General features: G+C 63.7%; 14 protein-coding genes. 8 read left to right on the top strand and 6 right to left on the bottom strand.

What is annotated here, in order from left to right; all coding sequences use genetic code 11:
• Positions 1-65: 65 nt before the first annotated feature.
• The 3 genes from AC0L2A_RS22150 to AC0L2A_RS22140 all read left to right on the top strand — a co-directional run bounded on the left by AC0L2A_RS22150 (position 66) and on the right by AC0L2A_RS22140 (position 3,155).
• Positions 66-566 carry a tripartite tricarboxylate transporter TctB family protein gene (locus AC0L2A_RS22150; RefSeq protein ID WP_473610653.1) on the top strand — a complete coding sequence of 167 codons (501 nt, stop codon included), beginning with the start codon at positions 66-68 and terminating at the stop codon, positions 564-566.
• Between the two features lie 13 nt (positions 567-579).
• Entirely contained in the window at positions 580-2,082 is a 1,503-nt protein-coding gene (locus AC0L2A_RS22145; protein ID WP_473610651.1) for a tripartite tricarboxylate transporter permease, read from the top strand.
• Positions 2,083-2,180: 98 nt separating this feature from the next.
• Positions 2,181-3,155, top strand: a complete 975-nt coding sequence (locus AC0L2A_RS22140) for a LacI family DNA-binding transcriptional regulator (RefSeq protein ID WP_473493315.1) — start codon at positions 2,181-2,183, stop codon at positions 3,153-3,155.
• A gap of 160 nt (positions 3,156-3,315) precedes the next feature.
• Here AC0L2A_RS22140 and gndA read toward each other — a convergent pair whose 3' ends face one another.
• From gndA to AC0L2A_RS22110, 6 genes are all read right to left on the bottom strand, one after another.
• A complete protein-coding gene (gndA, locus tag AC0L2A_RS22135) occupies positions 3,316-4,743 on the bottom strand; it encodes an NADP-dependent phosphogluconate dehydrogenase (protein ID WP_473610650.1) in 1,428 nt (475 codons plus the stop codon).
• A 191-nt stretch (positions 4,744-4,934) separates the two neighbouring features.
• Positions 4,935-6,557 (bottom strand): copper resistance CopC/CopD family protein, encoded by a 1,623-nt coding sequence (locus AC0L2A_RS22130; protein ID WP_473610649.1) that lies wholly within the window; start codon positions 6,555-6,557, stop codon positions 4,935-4,937.
• A gap of 54 nt (positions 6,558-6,611) precedes the next feature.
• Positions 6,612-7,130: a YcnI family copper-binding membrane protein gene (locus tag AC0L2A_RS22125; RefSeq protein WP_473610647.1), complete on the bottom strand. Its 519-nt coding sequence runs from the start codon at positions 7,128-7,130 to the stop codon at positions 6,612-6,614.
• 39 nt (positions 7,131-7,169) lie between these two features.
• Entirely contained in the window at positions 7,170-7,706 is a 537-nt protein-coding gene (locus AC0L2A_RS22120; protein WP_473610646.1) for a copper chaperone PCu(A)C, read from the bottom strand.
• Positions 7,707-7,810: 104 nt separating this feature from the next.
• Positions 7,811-8,167 carry a hypothetical protein gene (locus tag AC0L2A_RS22115; RefSeq protein ID WP_473610644.1) on the bottom strand — a complete coding sequence of 119 codons (357 nt, stop codon included), beginning with the start codon at positions 8,165-8,167 and terminating at the stop codon, positions 7,811-7,813.
• A 142-nt stretch (positions 8,168-8,309) separates the two neighbouring features.
• Complete coding sequence (locus AC0L2A_RS22110; RefSeq protein WP_473610643.1) at positions 8,310-9,203, bottom strand: GntR family transcriptional regulator; 894 nt, start codon at positions 9,201-9,203, stop codon at positions 8,310-8,312.
• A 269-nt stretch (positions 9,204-9,472) separates the two neighbouring features.
• On the opposite strand from AC0L2A_RS22110, the gene AC0L2A_RS22105 reads away from it, so the two are divergent.
• The 5 genes from AC0L2A_RS22105 to AC0L2A_RS22085 all read left to right on the top strand — a co-directional run bounded on the left by AC0L2A_RS22105 (position 9,473) and on the right by AC0L2A_RS22085 (position 16,002).
• Entirely contained in the window at positions 9,473-10,978 is a 1,506-nt protein-coding gene (locus AC0L2A_RS22105) for a UxaA family hydrolase (protein ID WP_473610641.1), read from the top strand.
• Between the two features lie 61 nt (positions 10,979-11,039).
• Entirely contained in the window at positions 11,040-12,038 is a 999-nt protein-coding gene (locus tag AC0L2A_RS22100) for an aldo/keto reductase (protein ID WP_473610640.1), read from the top strand.
• Positions 12,039-12,374: 336 nt separating this feature from the next.
• Positions 12,375-13,370, top strand: coding sequence for an ABC transporter substrate-binding protein (locus AC0L2A_RS22095; RefSeq protein WP_023797365.1), 996 nt, complete (start codon positions 12,375-12,377; stop codon positions 13,368-13,370).
• 116 nt (positions 13,371-13,486) lie between these two features.
• Positions 13,487-15,040, top strand: a complete 1,554-nt coding sequence (locus AC0L2A_RS22090) for a sugar ABC transporter ATP-binding protein (RefSeq protein WP_473610639.1) — start codon at positions 13,487-13,489, stop codon at positions 15,038-15,040.
• Positions 15,037-16,002, top strand: a complete 966-nt coding sequence (locus tag AC0L2A_RS22085) for an ABC transporter permease (RefSeq protein WP_091595434.1) — start codon at positions 15,037-15,039, stop codon at positions 16,000-16,002. The genes AC0L2A_RS22090 and AC0L2A_RS22085 overlap by 4 nt, the downstream gene beginning before the upstream one ends.
• Positions 16,003-16,027 lie beyond the last annotated feature (25 nt).

Below are 16,027 nucleotides of genomic sequence, written 5' to 3'. Positions count from 1 at the left end.
TGGGTTGGGTTTTAAAAACAAACCCCTAAAAAAAAAAAAATCGGGCCCCCCCCCCGGGGGGGGGGGTGTTTTTTTTTTTTTTTTTTTTTGGGGGGCCCCCCCCCCCCCCCCCCCACGCTGCTCGCGCATGGAGGAGCACACGGCAGATGGGCGATTTTACGCGCGTCACGATCGATTTCCAGACCTCGCACCTGGTGTTTCCGACACTGATCGGCGGCATTCTGCTTGCGCTGGGGATGGCCATTCTCATCACGCGCCGGCAGGCGATCGCCGGCGCCGGCCGGTACTGGTCGCAGACCTTGGCGGCGATGGACAAGCCGCGCTTCTTCGGGACGATCGCTTTGACGCTGGTTTATTTCCTGCTGATGGTCCCTGTCGGTGACATCTGGCCCAACACGGGCATGGGCTTCCTAATCTGCTCCATCCCGTTCGTGGCGCTCAGCGGGCTGCTCTACCTGCAGGAGCGTACAAGGTCCGCCGTCATCGTGCTTGGCGTGGTGGCGGTCGCCGCGCCCGTGCTGGTGTGGTGGGTGTTCGCGCACGTCTTCTTCCTGACGCTGCCCTGACAGGGAGAACCCAATGGAACTGTTCGGTTTCGTCACGCCTCTGTTTGTGCTGCTGATCGCCGGCGGAACGGCTATCGGTATCGTCTTCGGCGTCATTCCCGGCCTGACGGCGACGATGGCGGTGGCCGTCTGCCTGCCGATGACCTACTCGCTTGGGCTCGAGAACGGCCTCGCCCTGCTAATCGGTCTCTATGTCGGCGGCATCTCAGGCGGGGTGGTGCCGGCGATCCTCATCGGCATACCCGGCACGCCGTCGTCGGTCGCGACCACGTTCGACGGCTTCCAGATGGCCCGTCAGGGCAAAGGCGAGCAGGCGATGCGCATCGCCATCATCGGTTCACTGATCGGCGGCCTGATCTCGCTGGCGGCGCTCTATCTGTTCACGCCGTGGCTGGCCGATTTCGCGATCCGCTTCTCCTACGTCGAAAAGTTCCTGATCATCCTGTTCGCGCTGACGGTGATGGGCGCGCTGTCGAGCGACATGCTGCTGGGCATCTTCTCGGGCTTCCTGGGCATCTTTCTCAGCCTCGTCGGGGTCTATGACGTGACCGATGGCGGCAACGGCCATTTCCGGTTGATCCCGCCCGGCATGGAGGACATCCTCTACGGCGGCTTCGCGCTGCTGCCGGTGCTGATCGCGCTGTTCGGGCTGACGACGGTGCTGGAGGAGGCCGAGATCGGCATGCCGAAGGGGCCTTCGGTCAAGGAACTGGAGTCGGGCGGCAGGTCGAAGTTCTCGTGGTCGATATTTCGGGGCCAGACGATCAATCTCATCCGCTCGTCGGGCATCGGCACCTTCGTCGGCATCCTGCCGGGGATCGGCGGGTCGGCGGCGTCGATCCTCGCCTATACGGCGGCGAAGACGAGTTCGTCGCATCCCGAGACGTTCGGCAAGGGCGAACCGGCGGGCGTCATCGCTTCGGAGACGAGCAACAACGCGTTGACCGGCGGAGCGCTGGTGCCGCTGCTGTCGCTCGGGATACCGGGAGATTCGACCACTGCCCTTCTGATCGGCGCCTTCGCGCTTCAGGGCATCCAGGTCGGGCCCCTGTTCATAGGCCAGCATCCGGAAACGTGGAACTCGATGATCATCGCGATGCTGCTTGCCAACCTGGTCACGTTCGCGATGATGTACTACGCGATCCGCTGGTTCTCGCTGGCGGTGGCGATTCCGAAGGCGATCCTCTATCCGGTCATCCTGATGATGTGCGTCATCGGCGCCTATACAATCAACTACGGCATCATGTTCGACGTCTGGACGCTGCTCTTCTTCGGCGTCGCGGGGTGGATCGGCGTCAAGCTGGGGCTCGAAACCGCTCCGTTCATCATCGGTTTCATCCTCGGGCCTTCGGCCGAAATCTACTTCGTCAAGAGCCTGGAGTCGTTTGGCGACCTGACGATCTTCTTCACCAAGAGCTGGATCGCAGCCTTCCTGTGGGTCCTGATCGTGGCGTCGATTGCGGTTTCGGTCGTCATCGGCCGCCGCCAGCGCGCGGAGAAGCTCGCCGCCGGTTGAAACTTGCCTTTCGGGCCGTCCGAAGAAATAAGTCGTACATGGTTGTGGAGGAGACTTCGACTCGCGCCAGGCGCAGACGCTCGTCAGGGGCGGTGACCATGCAGACGGTCGGCCGTATGGCCGGCGTCTCGCAGGTCACGGTCTCGCGCGCGCTTTCCGAACCCTCAAAGGTCTCTGCTGAGACGCTTCGGCGCATCCACGAGGCGATCCGCGTCACCGGCTTCGTTCCGAATGCGCTCGCCGGCGCGCTCGCCTCCCAGAGGAGCATGCTGGTTTCGGCGCTGGTTCCGTCGATCTCGAACATCGTCTACGCCTCGATGATCACCTCGTTCAACGAACGCATGCGCGCGCGCGGCTACCAGATTCTGCTGTCGGAGACGGGTTTCGACCCCGGCGACGAGGAGGCGTTCATCGCCACCCACCTTTCGCGCCGGCCCGACGCGATGCTGCTCACGGGCATTCACCACTCCGCGCAGGCGCGGCGCATGCTGCTGGCGGCGGGCATTCCGGTCGTCGAGGTCTGGGACATCAGCACCACGCCGATCGACATCTGCGTCGGCTTCTCGCATGTCGAGGCGGGCCGCGCGGCGGCCGACTTCGCGATCGACGCAGGCTACCCGCGCGCGGCCTGCGTGTCGGCCGGCGACGAGCGGGCGCGCCGGCGCCAGCAGGCGTTCTCGGACCGCTTCGAGCGGAGTAGCGGCCATGCCGTCCTGAAAGCGGCTTTCGACGCGCCGGCGACTCTGGCCAACGGCCGGGCCGGGCTTTCGCGCCTGCTGCGGGAAGGCTTTTCGGACGGCGTCGTGTTCTGCAGTTCCGATCTGCTCGCGCACGGCGTCCTAATCGAGGCGCTTGCGCGAGGACTTTCCGTACCGGGCGACGTGGCGGTGATCGGCTTCGGAGACCAGGACTATGCCGCCGCGGTGGAACCTGCCCTGACCACCGTACGCGTCGACCGCGAAGCGCTCGGCGCTGCCGCCGCCGAGGCCATCCTGTCGCGCTTCCGCGGCGAGGAGCAGGCGGAGAACGTCATCGACATCGGGTTCAGGATCATTCGGCGAGCATCAGCCTGAGCACGTTTCGACGGCACCCCCGTGGACCCCGTGAAGCGATGTCAGGTTCCGCGAACCAGTTGTAACGACGACTTCTCGCGGGACCACGACCTCTAGCTGGTCACGCACAATATCTGCTTCCAGGGGCCGGCAAGGTGATTCTTACGACCGACATTAGGCGCTACCCAGCCGCTCCGCTCCCCCAAGGGCCATGGAAAGCGCCCGGCCCGTCGATGCGTTCGAAGCCGTGCGCGCCGAAGAAATCGCGTTGCGCCTGGATCAGGTTCGAGGTGCCGCGGCCCTGGCGGTAGCTGTCGAAATAGGCAAGCGCCGACGACAGCGCCGGCACGGGTGAGCCGGCTTCCGACGCCCCTGCCACGATGCGCCGCAGCGATGGATGCGCTTCCTGCATCATTGCAATGAAAGCCGGCGCCATCAAAAGATTGGTGGCCGCCCCGCCGGTGCCGAAGGCTTCCGCCATCGTGTCCAGCAACTGCGAGCGGATGATGCAGCCTGCCCGCCAGATCTTGGCGATGGTCGGCATCGGCAGGTTCCAGTTGAATTCCTTCGACGCGCCGCTCATCACCGCGAAGCCTTGCGCATAGGCTGATATCTTGCCGGCGAACAGCGCCAGTTCGAGATCGCCAAGAAGCGCGTCCTTGTCTCCGGAAATGGTGGTCACGCCGCCTTTGCCATAGGCGTTTTCGGCGGCCAGCCGCTCGTCCTTGATCGACGACAGGACGCGCGCCGCCACCGCGGCCTCGATCGCGGTGGCGGGAATGCCGAGTTGCTGCGCCTCGATGACCGACCATTTGCCGGTGCCCTTCTGGCCGGCGCGGTCGAGGATGATATCGACCACCGGCTTGCCTGTCTTCGGATCGTCGGCGTCCAGCACCTTGGCGGTGATCTCGATCAGGTAGGAGTTGAGCCGGCCCTTGTTCCAGCCGGCAAACACCTGTGCGATCTCCTTCGGCCCCATGCCTAACCCGTCGCGCAAGATGCCGTAGATCTCGGCGATCATCTGCATGTCGGCATATTCGATGCCGTTATGGATGGTCTTGACGAAGTGCCCGGCGCCATCGGTGCCAAGCCATGCCGCACAGGGTTCATCCCTGAACTTGGCAGAAATGGCGGTCAGCACCTTTTCGACGCGTTTCCAGGACTCTTCGGTGCCGCCGACCATGATCGACGGTCCCTGGCGCGCGCCCTCCTCGCCGCCGGACACGCCCATGCCGATGAAGGTGAGACCCGAATCGGAAAGCTCGGAGAAGCGCCGCATCGTGTCGCGGAAATTGGCATTGCCGGCATCGATGACGATGTCGTTGGCCGACAGCGCGCCGCGCAGTGCCGCGATCTGCTCGTCGACCGGCTTGCCGGCCAGCACCATGATGATGATCGGCCGCGGCGGCCGGATGGCGGCGGCGAGTTCCTCCAGGCTGTAGCAGGGCACGACCATATCCCTGAGCGTCCCGGCATTCTCGACGAAGGCGTCGGTGCGTGCCGCGGTGCGGTTGAAAACGGCTATGCGGTGACCCTTCTCGGCGATGTTGAGCGCCAGGTTGGAGCCCATCGTCCCAAGGCCGATCAGGCCGATTTCGGCTTTTTCCATCGTTTCTTCCCTGCTTTCGGATCTTTTGTTGAGGCGCGATTTGTAGCGGTGCCCATTCTTCTTGGGATGCCATTCTTGTCGAGATGCCAATCTTGCCGAAATGCCAATCTTGCCGAAATGAATGACGGGCCTTCAAGGCCGCGTCAACCGCCTCGCCGAAATGTGTTGCGCAGACTGCCGGCTGGTCCTCATCACCTGATATAGATCGGTGCCTCTATCTTCACGATCTCGAAATCCGAGACGAGAATATCGAGCCGCGCCGTCCATCGGCCCGGGACCGGGACGACGAGATCGTCGACACGCCAAGTACCATCGACGCGCTTTGTCGCCGCGCGCTTGATCGGCTCGATCCCGGCATCGGGTTTTGACAGCACCAGCGTCACTTGTTCAGCGTCGAGCGGGCCGAAATCTCCGGTCATGATGACGATCGAGGCGGCAACCGGCCCAACATGGCCGGGTGTGATGCTGAGGTCGGCCATCGCCTTCGGCGTGTGGATATGCACCGAAGCCGGCTGCGCCGCTGCGATCGCCAGGGCGCGTGGCGGCGGCGTGAAGCGCCAGCCGGCGGCAACGCCGAATATCGCCAGAACGATCAGCATCTCAATGCCGATCGAGCGGACCAGCCTCTTCTGTACTTCCGTCTCTCCCGCTTCCGCGGGACCGGTCAGCTTCCAGCGGTTGATGGCGGCCAGAATGAACAGAAACAACAGCAGCGCCAGCTTGACCAGCAGCAGCCGGCCATAGGCGGTCTCGAGCAAAGCTGCGGGCGCCTGTACCTGGATGACAGCCAGCACGAAGCCGGTGGCCGCAAGCACGGCCACGACAGGCAGGATCGCCTGGGAAAACCGATGCAGGAAAGGCGCGGCCTCGGCCGGCTTCCGCCTGATAGTGAGACCGAGCGGCGCCAGCGCCCCGGCCCAGAATGCAATGCCGGCGCCGTGCAGAAACACAATCGGCCTTGTCAGCCATTGCGGTTCGGCGGCACTTGCATGTCCGCTGGCGGCGAGGGCGGCACCGACACCGGCCAGGCCGACCAGGGCAAACAGCTTTGCGCCGCCGCGCGGCCCGACCAGCGACAGCAGGCCAAGCCCGAGCGCCACCAGCGCGACCAGCATCGTCCAGCCGAAGCTGGTGCCGAGCCCGGCCTGCCAGACGCGTGGCTGCGCCAGCCGGACGAACGGTGCGCCGAGCGCGTCCAGTCCCTGCAAGCCGAGCGACAACGGCGCCGCGACGAGGCCGCACAGGATCGCGGCGATGACGAAGCGCCGGCCGGAACGCCCGCCCTTCGCCAGCCAGGCGATGGCAAAGGCGCCGCCGACGCCGAGAAACAGGCCGACATAGAGAAAGACCTTGCCGATCCAGATTGCCGACCTCAGGCCCCGGTCGACAGCTTCGGCGACGGCCGGCGCCGCACTCGGCGCGCCGATCGAAAACAGCACCGAGCCGCCGACCGGATGGCCATCGGCGGAGATCACCCGCCAGCTCAGCACATGGGTGCCGGATCCGAGCCGTTGCGGATTGTCGATGTCGAGCGTCTGGCCATTGAGCCGAAAGGATGTCAGCGGAACCGGCGTTCCATCGGGCCGCACCAAGGTCAGCATCAGCGGTGACACCGGCTCGCTGAAGGTCAGCGAGAACTGCGCGGGGCTCTGCGCCAGCACGGCGCCGTCCGTCGGCTCCGTTGTGACCAGCGCCGCGTGGGCGAAGGCCTGACCTGGCGCGGCAATGGCGGCAAGCAGCACGATCGCAGCCAGCAGGCAGATCGCAAATCGGCCGGTTGCGCATACCGTTCGCAGCAGGGATGCAGCACTCATGTCACGGCACAAAACAGCGGCGCACTCTTTCGAACAATGCGCGCCGCCAAATAATCATTGCTTCGGCGCAAGCTTGAGGCCGGGCGCCGGATATTCCAGCGCGTCCTCATCCTGGCCGGCCGCTGGTATCTCGATCCAACGTTCGGCGGCGCCGTCGCATTCCTGCACCACCGGGAAGTAGAGCGTTTGGCCGGCCGGCAGATCCGCCGCCAGTGTGCCGCGGAAGACGAATTCGTCGTAGAATTCGTCCGGCAGGCTGCCGCCGCTCCAATTGACTTCCTTGACGCCGCTGGACATCTCTTGACCATGGAGCTGATAGGATTTCTCGTATCTGCCGTTCTTGACCTGCAGCGTCCAGCCGGCCTTCGGCATCGGCTTCACTGAAATCACTCCCTCCGGGATCTGCACGCGCACGGCGGTCGTCGCCTTGCCTTCACAGCCATGCGGCACGCGCAGGATCGCCTTGTAGGTCGAACCGACCGCCGCCTCCTGCGCTTCCAGCGTAATGTGGGCAAAGGCAGCACTTGTCCCCAAGACGAAAAACACGCCGGCCGACAGAAGATAATTGTTCATGATGGTTCCTCGAGTTTGAATTGAGCGGATCTGGCCGGATCAATTGGCATGGTCGTGCATGCCGCCCGTTTCGCCCATGCCTTCCACCGTGAACTCGACGGCGACCGTGCCGGCCTTCTCGAAAGTCAGCGTGGCGGGAAACGTCTCGCCCTGCTTGGGCTGACGCTTGAGGCCGACAAACATCAAATGATAGCCGCCGGGCGCCAGCGCGACCTTGCCGCCGGCCGGGATTTCGAGGCCGCTGACCGGCCGCATCGTCATGACGCCGTCCTTGACGCCCATCTCATGCAATTCGGCCTTGGCCGAAATTTCCGAGGAGATCGACAGCAGCCGGTCCGGCAAACTGCCGGTGTTGGTCACGGTGAAGTAGCCGCCGGCCACTTTGGCGCCGGGCGGTGTGGCGCGCGACCAGGGATGCACGATCTCGAGGTCGCCAGCCCTGAACTCATGCGCGAAAACGGCCTGGGCGCTGACGAACAGCAGGGCGAGGACGAGTACGGTGACGCCGAGTCGCTCCTCGAAGCTGCGCAGGAAGCGGCTGTTGCGGCCGAGCCGCGCGCGAAAAGTGTGAGACATGATAGCTCCAGGAACTGAGAAATCGCGCCGTCGGCCGGTCGCGAACAGTTTCGATGTTGAACGAATTCGCCCGCGAAATATTCCGCAAGGCGAACTGGGACGGATCAGGCCGTCACCGGAGACGCGCGCGGATTCGACGGAGAGCGGTCGCGGGCAAAGTCGAGATGCCTGAACGGCGGCAGCACAAAGGCGACGATTTCGGCCGAAAAATTGCCGGACACCGTGGCGGCAGCGGGCGGCGGCGCGTAGACAGCCGAAGCCATGCCGCAGCCAGGCATGCAGCAAGCCGGCATGTGCTGCTGGTGCGGATCGCCGCCGGGAAGCTGGGCAGCGCCCTCCTGGGTGCAGATGACGTTGCCGAAAGCGTCGCGTTGCGAAGCATCCGGCCCGATGCCGAAGGCGAATGCGCCAAGCATCGACTGGAGCACGAGCAAATAGGCCGCGGCGAATGTCGCCGGCATGCTCCATCGTCTCTGCCGGATGTTCAAAGACCTGCCTCCTCACGCAGCAACGGCAAGATATTTAGCACGCGGCCGGCGGTCGGAAAATCGCCAAATCACCACTGCGGCAACGCGGCGCTTTAATGCAACAACCTAAAGCTCGCTACGCTTGCTGGCCTTCTGGAATCGACGTCAGCAGCGTGTGCCGCGCGGACTTCAGATGCTTGCGGCAGGCGGCGTCTACCTTGCCGAGATCGCGCGATTTGAGCGCCGCGATATAGGCCAGGTGTTCCGCGACCGCCACTTCGTTGCGCTCGCGCTCCTGCGCCTTGTTCCACTGATAGTGGTAGTGGAAGATCATGGCGATGACGTCGTAGAAATCGACGATGAAGCGATTGTGCGACGCGCGGTGGATCAGCCGGTGAAAGCGCTCGTCGAGCTCCGAGAATTCGTTGAAGCGCATGGCGATCTCGCGCGCCAGCAGGCGATGCTCATCCTCCAGCAGGTCGAGGTCGGCCCACACCGGGCTGTCTTCCGGCAGCGCGGCGAAGGCGGCGGCCGAGCGCAGTTCGAACATCTCGCGGATTTCGGTCAGTTCCAGCGCGAAAGCGCGGGTAAAGCCTTTCAGCACCCAGTGGCTGTTGCGGCGCTTCTCGATCAGCCCGAAGCGGGAAAAGCGGATCAGGAACTCGCGCACGCTGGTGGTGCCAACGCCGATCTCGCGCGCCAGTTCGAGTTCGTTGATCTGCATGCCGGGCTCGGCACCGCCGGCAAGCAGCCGCCGCATGAAGGAGCGCTCGATGATCTGCGAGAGCGTGTCGGTTTCTTCCTCGGGAAAAAAGTCGTCCGGCCGCGGCACGCGCAAAACCGTCTTGCTGCGCTTGTTCCAGGCGATCAGCCCGGTCTCTTCCATGCGCGCAAGGATGGTGCGGATGGTCGTGCGGCTGACGCCAAGCAGGGTGCCCAGCTCGGGCTCCGACGGCAGGCTTTTCGTTTCGTCGAGCAGCCGCAAACCGCGATTGTAGGCGTCCTTATAGACGTTGTTGCTCTTCGACATCCCCTGCCCCGTTGCGCGCCGGCGCTTGCGGCGGCCGGCTTGAAGCGCGATATGCAGATGCTTCTGGCGCAGGCTCCCGGGAAGCGGAATCGCTTTTCGGAAGTCAGGCCTGGTTCCAGTGTCCGGTCCTCTGCGCATCCACAACAACGCGCGGCTTCGTCACGAAAAAACAATTGACGCAAAACTGTTTTTTCACGATAAAAGACATTAACCGTTAACAGGCGCGTGTCAATCGCTTGCCGATCCCAGGAACACCCAGGAAACTGCCCGTGAACACCGCAAACAGCATTCTTCTGTCCGCCGCCGACAATGTCGCGGTCGCCAACGGCCGCATCGAGATCGGCGCGGTGCTGCCGGGCGGCGCCGTTGCCACGGCGCTGATCGAACCCGGCCACAAGGTGGCGATCAAGCCGATTGCCGCCGGCGAGGCCGTGGTTAAATACGCCCAGGCGATCGGCCGCGCCACTGAAGCCATTGCGCCCGGCGAGCATGTCCATTCGCACAATCTGGTCTTCGAATCCGGGCGTTTGCCGGTGGTGCCGCCGAGCGAGGCTGTGCACGCCACAGAGGCCGATCGCGCCCGCACCTTCATGGGCTACCGCCGCGCCGACGGCCGTGCCGGCACGCGCAACTTCGTCGGCATTCTCGCCAGCGTCAATTGCTCGGCCACCGTTTGCCACGCCATCGCCGACGAGGCGAACCGGACGCTGCTGCCCAGATATCCGGGTATCGACGGCTTCGTTCCCATCGTTCACGGCCAGGGCTGCGGCATGAGCGCCACCGGCGACGGCATGATGGTGCTGCACCGCACGCTTGCCGGCTATGCCCGTCACCCGAATTTTGGCGGTGTGCTGATGGTCGGTCTCGGCTGCGAGGTCAACCAGCTCACCCTCTATGGCCAGAAGGGCGTCGCCGCGGGAAAGCGCCATTTCAACATCCAGGAAGCCGGCGGCTCGCGCAAATCTGTCGAGAAGGCGTTGGTCGTGCTGGCCGAGATATCAGAGGAGGTCGGCAAGCTCGAGCGTGAGCCGATTCCGGTCAGCGAGATCGTCGTCGGCCTGCAATGCGGCGGCTCCGACGGCATGTCCGGCATCACCGCCAATCCGGCGCTGGGCGCCGCCGTCGACATCCTGGCCGGCGTCGGCGGCATCGGCATCCTTTCCGAGACGACGGAAATCTACGGCGCCGAGCATCTTCTGGCCTATCGCGCGGCGACCCCGGAGATCGCCGCCAAGCTCGATGGCTATGTAAAATGGTGGGAAGACCATGTTGCCAAGCATGGCGCCTCAATCGACAACAATCCGTCACCAGGCAACAAGCGCGGCGGCCTGACCACCATTTTGGAGAAGTCGCTTGGCGCCGTCGCCAAGGGTGGCCAGACGCCGCTCAACGGCGTCTTTGGCTACGCAGAGAAGGTCGCCGGCCACGGCTTGGTGTTCATGGACACGCCCGGCTACGACCCGGTTTCCGCCACCGGCCAGGTGGCAGGCGGCGCAAACGTCATCGTCTTCACCACCGGCCGCGGTTCCTGCTTCGGCTGCCGGCCGACACCGTCGATCAAGGTCGCCAGCAACTCGACCATGTACCATACGATGGAAGAGGACATGGACGTGAATTGCGGCGTCATCGCTTCGGGCGAAAAGACCATTGCCGGCATGGGCCGCGAGATTTTCGAGCTGATCGTCGAGACGGCTTCCGGCCGCAAGACCAAGAGCGAGGAGTTCGGCTACGGCGACAACGAGTTCGTGCCGTGGCACCTCGGCGCGACCCTCTAGACCAGCCATCAACTGACTTGAGACATGGACGGGCCGGCAAATGGCCGGTGGGAGGCTTTGCATGAAGAAACGCCGTGTCGGCAGCACCGCGCTGGAAATAACCGAGGTCAGCTTCGGCGGCGCGGCGGTCGGCGGGCTCTACCGAGCCTGTCCACGCGAGACGGCGATGCAGACGCTTCAGGTCGCCTGGGATGCCGGCTTGCGCTATTTCGATACCGCGCCGTTCTACGGCTTCGGCCTTTCGGAACGCCGCTTCGGCGATTTCCTGCGCGACAAGCCGCGGGACTCCTACGTGCTGTCGACCAAGGTCGGGCGCCTGTTGCGGCCGGTGCCGGAAGACCGGATTCCGGACCATTCCTATGTTGATCCGCTGCCCTTTGCGCCCGACTACGACTATTCCTACGACGGTATCATGCGCTCCGTCGAGTTCAGCTATGCGCGGCTTGGCCTCAATCGAATCGACGTCCTGTTCGTCCACGACATCGGCGTCTATACGCATGGCGTCGAGAAAACGAAGCTGCATTTCCGCCAGTTTATGGATGGCGGGCTGAAGGCGCTGGAAGAGCTGAAGTCGCACAAGGTCATTTCCGCCTACGGCCTTGGCGTCAACGAGGTGCAGATCTGTCTCGATGTGCTGCGCCAGGCGCCGCTCGACTGCATCCTGCTCGCCAGCCGCTATTCGCTGCTCGACCGCACCGCCGAAGCCGAATTGCTGCCGCTTTGCCGGCAACGGCAGACCTCGCTGATCATCGGTGGCGTCTTCAACTCGGGCATCCTGGCGACCGGCCCGGTGCCGGGTGCGCATTTCGACTACCTGCCGGCCACCGAGGACATTCTCGACCGCGTCGGCGCCATGGAAAAAATCGCCGCCGAGGGCGACTATCCGCTTGCCGCGGCGGCATTCCAGTTCCCGCTGCACGAGCCTGTGGTGGCTTCTGTGCTGACGGGCACCGCCAAGCCGGCCAATCTGGAACGAAATCTGCAACTGCTCGACATCCAGGTGCCCGAAACAGAATTCGCCAAATATGATCCCTACACGGTCGTTCAGAAGCTCGGCTGATGCGCGGCGGCCTTCGCCGGTTGAACGGCGGACGGTGCGATCAGGAGGCGCCCCACCCTATGCTTCAAAAAAGAATGAATATTCCATCTTGACCGGAAGATGGAATTAATATTCCATACCTTTTGGAGAGGATTTGCGGGGTTTGACAATGAGGATCGGCACTCCCTTTCCGGTCGAGGCATAGGCAGGACGACACGAAACACCGCTTGCGTCGACCGGACCGATGCACTATCAAAATGCGGTAAATGTTTTTTATTGATAAAGTTCCGTTTGGCCAGCGCCTATCCAAACCGAGCTTCCGCTACGTTCACCAGGCGACCTAGGGAGGAAGTCTAAATGAAATTCGTGACCAGCATTCTCAACCGCCGCGTATTCGTGGCGCTCGCCGCCGCCTCGATGCTTGCCGGCGTGATGCATTCGGCGCCTGCTTCGGCGGCGGACGTAACCATTCCGATCATCGTCAAGGACACCACCTCTTTCTACTGGCAGATCGTGCTGGCCGGCGCCCGCAAGGCCGGCAAGGACCTCGGCGTCAACGTGCCGGAACTCGGCGCCCAGGCGGAGACCGACGTCAACGGCCAGATCTCGATCCTTGAAAACGCCGTCGCCGGCAACCCGGCTGCCGTGGTCATCGCACCAACCGAGGCCAAGGCGCTCGGCAAGCCGATCGACGAGGCAGCCACCAACGTCAAGATCATCGGCATCGATTCCGGCGCCGACTCCAAGGCCTTCACCTCGTTCCTGACCACCGACAATATCCAGGGCGGCCGCGTCGCCGCTGACGGGCTGGCGGCCGCGATCGGCGAAGCCAATGGCGGCAAAATCGAGGGCGACGTCGCCCTGATCACCGCGCTTCCGGGTGCCGGCTCGCTCGAGCAGCGCGCCCAGGGCTTCAAGGAACAGCTTGCCGCCAAATATCCCGGCCTCAAGCTGATTGCCGACAAATACGCCGACGGCCAGGCCACCACCGGCCTCAACATCGCAACCGACCTGATCACCGCCAACCCGAACCTCAAGGGCATCTTCGCCTCCAACCTGATCATGGCGCAGGGCGTCGGTCAGGCGATCGCCGAGAACAGCCTTGCCGGCAAGGTCGGGCTGATCGGCTTCGACAGCGACGAGAAGCTGGTCAAGTTCCTCAATGACGGCGTCATTTCCGGCCTCGTCGTCCAGGATCCTTACCGGATGGGCTATGACGGCATCAAGACGGCGCTCGCTGCCTCGAAGGGCGAGAAGGTCGAGGCCAATGTCGATACCGGCGCCAACCTCGTCACCAAGGCTAACATGAAAGATCCGAAGATCGACGCGCTGCTCAATCCGAAGCTCGACTGAGCACCGGCATTGGCACACCGTTTCCGGGGCTTTTTGCCCCGGAAACGACCTACACTCGTGCCACTCGTGAGGCCGATCTGGGAGGCCAATCTGGGAGGCCAATTGGGAGGAACGTCATGACGTCGACGGCGCAGGAACTGCATCCCGCCCCAACGCTGGAACCGGGCAGGACGATCCTCGAACTCAAGGGCCTGGAGAAACGATATCCCGGCACGCACGCGCTGAAGCCGGTTAGCCTCGCCTTCAAGGCCAGCGAAATCCACGCCATTGTCGGCGAGAACGGTGCCGGCAAATCCACCCTGATCAAGCTTTTGACCGGCGTCATGCCGCGCACCTCCGGCGACGTCATCTGGGAGGGCAAGCCGGCAGCGCTGGCGACGCCGCATGAGGCGATGGCGCTCGGCATCAATGCCGTGCACCAGGAGGTCGTTCTGTGCCGCCATCTCACTGTCGCGGCCAACATGTTCCTCGGCGAGGAGGATTCCCGCTTCGGCATACTGCAGCAGCGGGCCATGGTCAGGGAAGCGCAGAAGATCATCGACGATCTCGGCTTCGATCTGCCGGCGCATGTCGTGCTGGGTGACCTGACCATAGGCCAGCAGCAGCTGATCGCTGCCGCCCGCGCCACCGTGCGCGGCACCAAGTTCCTGATCTTCGACGAACCGACTGCCTATCTCACCCGCAAGGAGGCCGACCAGCTGTTCACGCTGATCCGCCGGCTGAAGGGCGAAGGCGTCACCATCATCTACATCAGCCACCGCATGGAAGAGGTGTTCGAGCTCGCCGACCGCGTCTCGGTGCTGCGCGACGGCACGCTTGTCGGCACCAGGAACATCGCCGAGACCAACGACGCCGAGCTGGTCAAGATGATGATCAACCGCTCGATCGAGCAAGTCTATCACAAGGAGCATTTTACCCCGGGCGCGACGCTGCTCGAAGCCAGAAATCTCTCCGGCAAGGGCTTCGAAAATGTCTCGATGACGGTCCGTGCCGGCGAAATCGTCGGGCTCTACGGGCTGATCGGCGCTGGGCGCAGCGAGTTCGTCACCACGCTCTACGGCCGTCACCGCAAGTCGGCCGGCCAGATCCTCTGGGAGGGCAAGGAGGTTCAGGTCAACTCCGAGCATGACGCCATCAGGCTCGGCATGGCGCTGGCGCCGGAAAGCCGCCGTGACCAGGGCCTCTGCCTCAACCTGCCGGTCGGCCTCAATCTCAATCTGCCGATCTACAAGCGCATCTCCAGCAATCTGCTGATCTCCAGCGCACAGGAGAAGACCGAGGCGGATCGCCAGATCGCCAATCTCAGGATCAAGACGCCGACGCGTCACGCCCTCGCCTCCAGCCTGTCCGGCGGCAACCAGCAGAAGATCGTCATCGGCAAATGGCTGGCGCACGGCGCCAAGCTGTTCATCTTCGACGAGCCGACAGTCGGCGTCGATGTCGGCACCAAGGCCGAGATCTACCGCCTGTTCAGTGCGCTTTTGTCCAAGGGCGCCGGCATCATCCTGATCTCGTCCTATCTGCCCGAGGTCTATGAACTGGCCGACACGCTGCATGTGTTCCGGCGCGGCAAACTGGTGGCCACTCATGGTTTCCACACTGCCGACCATGAGGAGATCCTCACCCAGGCGCTGGCCGAGAAACAAGAAAAACCGGGAGGACAGATATGAGCACCGAGGCGATCGCGGCCGAAAGGCCGAAACGCAACTACAACGCGCTGTTCGGGCTGACACTGCTGGCGCTGCTGGTGCTGTTGTGGGTCATCCTGTCGGTGGCGACGCCGAGCTTCGCCTCCGCCAACAACATCTCGAACCTGCTGCGGCAAGGTTCGATGATCGCCATCCTGGCGGTCGGCCAGACCTTCGTCATCATCACCGGCGGTATCGACCTTTCCGTCGGCGCCGTGGTTGGCTTCGCCACCGTCATCGTTGCGATGCTGATCAATGCCGGCGTGCCGATTTACCTCGCCATCCTGATCACCTTGCTGGTTGGCGTCGCCATCGGCCTGTTCCACGGCTTCGGCATCGTCAAGATGGGCCTGCCGCCCTTCATCATCACGCTGGCGACGCTGACCTCGCTGCGCGGCATCGGCCTTTTGATGACCAATGGCAACTCGATCTCGATCAACAACGACGCCTTCCAGCTGTTTTCGCGCAGCTCGTTCCTCGGCGTCCCCAATCTGTTCTGGATGGTGATCCTGGTCGGCATTCCCGCCTACATCTTCCTGCATCACAGCCGCTGGGGCCGGTATCTGTTCTCGGTCGGCTCCAACGCCGAGGCCTCGCGTCTGTCCGGCGTCAACGTCCAGCGCACCATCTACATGGCCTATACGCTGTCTGGCCTCTGCGCGGCTTTTGTCGGCGTGCTGCTTGCCTCGCGCATCGGCATCGGCAATCCGACGCAGGCCGAGGGCTGGGAGTTGCAGGCGATCGCCTCGTCGGTGATCGGCGGCACTTCGCTGTTCGGCGCCGTCGGCTCGGTGCACGGACCGCTGCTCGGCGCCTTCATCCTCGCCACTATCAACAACGGCGCCAATCTCTTGAACGTCAATGCCTTCTGGCAGCGCATCATTACCGGCGTGCTGATCATCGTCATCGTCTATTTCGACGGCCTGCGCCGCCGCGGCAAATAGACCATCTTAACAACCGCCGGCCCGG

This window comes from Mesorhizobium sp. WSM4844 (assembly GCF_055811775.1).
The sequence above is the reverse complement of the archived record's forward strand: the minus strand, read 5'-3'. Positions and strand labels throughout refer to the sequence as shown.

Coding starts and splice junctions, on each gene's coding strand:
- AC0L2A_RS22140 (WP_473493315.1), top strand. CDS start 2,181: ATGCAGACGGTCGGCCGTATGGCCGGCGTCTCGCAGGTCACGGTCTCG.
- AC0L2A_RS22090 (WP_473610639.1), top strand. CDS start 13,487: ATGACGTCGACGGCGCAGGAACTGCATCCCGCCCCAACGCTGGAACCG.
- AC0L2A_RS22110 (WP_473610643.1), bottom strand. CDS start 9,203: ATGTCGAAGAGCAACAACGTCTATAAGGACGCCTACAATCGCGGTTTG.
- AC0L2A_RS22125 (WP_473610647.1), bottom strand. CDS start 7,130: ATGAACAATTATCTTCTGTCGGCCGGCGTGTTTTTCGTCTTGGGGACA.
- gndA (WP_473610650.1), bottom strand. CDS start 4,743: ATGGAAAAAGCCGAAATCGGCCTGATCGGCCTTGGGACGATGGGCTCC.
- AC0L2A_RS22130 (WP_473610649.1), bottom strand. CDS start 6,557: ATGAGTGCTGCATCCCTGCTGCGAACGGTATGCGCAACCGGCCGATTT.
- AC0L2A_RS22115 (WP_473610644.1), bottom strand. CDS start 8,167: ATGCCGGCGACATTCGCCGCGGCCTATTTGCTCGTGCTCCAGTCGATG.
- AC0L2A_RS22095 (WP_023797365.1), top strand. CDS start 12,375: ATGAAATTCGTGACCAGCATTCTCAACCGCCGCGTATTCGTGGCGCTC.
- AC0L2A_RS22085 (WP_091595434.1), top strand. CDS start 15,037: ATGAGCACCGAGGCGATCGCGGCCGAAAGGCCGAAACGCAACTACAAC.
- AC0L2A_RS22120 (WP_473610646.1), bottom strand. CDS start 7,706: ATGTCTCACACTTTTCGCGCGCGGCTCGGCCGCAACAGCCGCTTCCTG.
- AC0L2A_RS22145 (WP_473610651.1), top strand. CDS start 580: ATGGAACTGTTCGGTTTCGTCACGCCTCTGTTTGTGCTGCTGATCGCC.
- AC0L2A_RS22100 (WP_473610640.1), top strand. CDS start 11,040: ATGAAGAAACGCCGTGTCGGCAGCACCGCGCTGGAAATAACCGAGGTC.